Origin of the sequence: Ruegeria sp. HKCCA6707, assembly GCF_013033515.1 — a bacterium.
Lineage (GTDB): Bacteria > Pseudomonadota > Alphaproteobacteria > Rhodobacterales > Rhodobacteraceae > Ruegeria.
The window spans coordinates 1-2,500 of record NZ_WQEG01000024.1; the positions used below are offsets into that span (position 1 = coordinate 1).

The 2,500-nt window shown below is 54.4% G+C and carries 2 rRNA genes (1 of these 2 cut by a window edge); both read right to left on the bottom strand.

Annotation, left to right across the window (positions count from 1 at the left end):
• Positions 1 to 30: 30 nt before the first annotated feature.
• A 5S ribosomal RNA gene (gene rrf, locus GOW40_RS21940) occupies positions 31 to 145 on the bottom strand.
• A gap of 187 nt (positions 146 to 332) precedes the next feature.
• Positions 333 to 2,500, bottom strand: a 23S ribosomal RNA gene (locus GOW40_RS21945) (it continues 662 nt past the right edge of the window).

Sequence of the window (2,500 nt, forward strand, 5' to 3'; positions counted from 1 at the left end):
TCGTATTAGAGAGGTTTGGGCTTTTACTAGGTTTGGCGGTGACCTACTCTCCCGGGGCTTAAGCCCAAGTACCATTGGCGCGGCAGTGCTTAACTTCCGGGTTCGGTATGGGACCGGGTGTTTCACTTGCGCTATGACCACCAAACCGAGGAAAAGCCCATGTCGACTTTCTTGCGAAGCAAGAAAGCGACGGGTGGCAGGCAGCGTCTTTGCTTGCAAAGGCGCGTTGCCACTCGGTTGTATAGTCAATCAACAGTGCCGTTTGCGTTGGCACGCGCTGTCCATTGTCAAGGTTGGTGTATGCTTCTGGTCTTGTCTTTCCATTACTGGATCAAATCAAGCCTATCGGGCGATTAGTACCGGTCAACTGAACGCATTACTGCGCTTACATCTCCGGCCTATTGACGTGGTGGTCTTCCACGGCCCTCAGGGAGACCTTGTTTTGAGGGGGGCTTCCCGCTTAGATGCCTTCAGCGGTTATCCTGTCCGATCATAGCTACCCAGCACTGCCGTTGGCACGACAACTGGTCCACCAGTGGATCGTTCACCCCGGTCCTCTCGTACTAGGGGCAACTCCTCTCAAGTCTCCTACACCCACGGCAGATAGGGACCGAACTGTCTCACGACGTTCTAAACCCAGCTCACGTACCTCTTTAAACGGCGAACAGCCGTACCCTTGGGACCTGCTCCAGCCCCAGGATGAGATGAGCCGACATCGAGGTGCCAAACACTGCCGTCGATATGGACTCTTGGGCAGTATCAGCCTGTTATCCCCGGCGTACCTTTTATCCGTTGAGCGATGGCCCTTCCACTCGGGACCACCGGATCACTATGGCCGTCTTTCGACTCTGCTCGACTTGTCAGTCTTGCAGTCAGGCTGGCTTCTGCCATTGCACTCAACGAGCGATTTCCGACCGCTCTGAGCCAACCTTCGCGCGCCTCCGTTACGCTTTAGGAGGCGACCGCCCCAGTCAAACTACCCGCCACGCAGGGTCCCGGATCCGGATAACGGACCGCGGTTAGACATCAAGCAGAACAAGGGTGGTATCTCAAGGGAGGCTCCACCGGAACTGGCGTCCCGGTTTCAAAGCCCACCACCTATCCTGCACATGTTGTGCCTGATGCCAGTGCGAAGCTGTAGTAAAGGTGCACGGGGTCTTTCCGTCTAACCGCGGGAAGCCTGCATCTTGACAGGCAATTCAATTTCGCTGAGTCGATGTTGGAGACAGCGGGGAAGTCGTTACGCCATTCGTGCAGGTCGGAACTTACCCGACAAGGAATTTCGCTACCTTAGGACCGTTATAGTTACGGCCGCCGTTTACCTGGGCTTCAATTCAAGGCTCTCACCTCTCCTTTTAACCTTCAGGCACCGGGCAGGCGTCAGACCCTATACGTCGTCTTGCGACTTCGCAGAGCCCTGTGTTTTTAATAAACAGTCGCCACCCCCTGGTTTGTGCCCCCAGCCCCTAGTTGCCTAGGAACCGGGCCTCCTTCTCGCGAACTTACGGAGGTATTTTGCCGAGTTCCTTCAACATCGTTCTCTCAAGCGCCTTGGTATGCTCTACCAGTCCACCTGTGTCGGTTTAGGGTACGGTCTGATGGAGGGCTATTTCCAGGAACTGCTCAGCAGCCCAACCAATCCGATAAGGTTGAACTACACCTGCAATCCGTCACATCCTCCTGGCTCAGGAATATTAACCTGATTCCCATCGCCTACGCCTTTCGGCCTCGGCTTAGGGGCCGGCTTACCCTGCTCAGATTAGCTTTAAGCAGGAACCCTTGGACTTTCGGCGAGAGTGTCTCTCACACTCTTTGTCGCTACTCATGTCATCATTCTCACTAGTGATCTCTCCACGGGATCGCTCACGCGCCCGCTTCATCGAAAAGATTCAGATCCTCCATGGCGCTCCGAAGAACGCTAAAGAGGATAAATCTTATGTCACACTACGCTCTGCTACCGATGCTTACGCATCCCTAGACTTCGGCTCATGGCTTGAGCCCCGTTACATCTTCGCCGCAGGACAACTTATTTAGACCAGTGAGCTGTTACGCTATCTTTAAAGGATGGCTGCTTCTAAGCCAACCTCCTGGTTGTTTTGGTCGTCCCACCTGCTTTCCCACTTAGCCATGAATTGGGGGCCTTAGTCGTAGGTCAGGGTTGTTTCCCTCTCCACTACGGACGTTAGCATCCGCAGTGTGTCTGCCATCTAGTACTCCCGGGTATTCGGAGTTTGGTTAGGATCAGTAAGCCTGTGGGGCCCCATTACCCATCCAGTGCTCTACCCCCCGGGGTATTCGGATGACGCTCTACCTAAATAGATTTCGCAGAGAACCAGCTATCTCCGAGTTTGATTGGCCTTTCACCCCTAGGCACAGCTCATCCCGATCTTTTTCAACAGATGTGGGTTCGGCCCTCCAGTAAGTGTTACCTTACCTTCAGCCTGGCCATGCCTAGATCACTCGGTTTCGGGTCTGATCCCACGAACTCATACGCCCTATT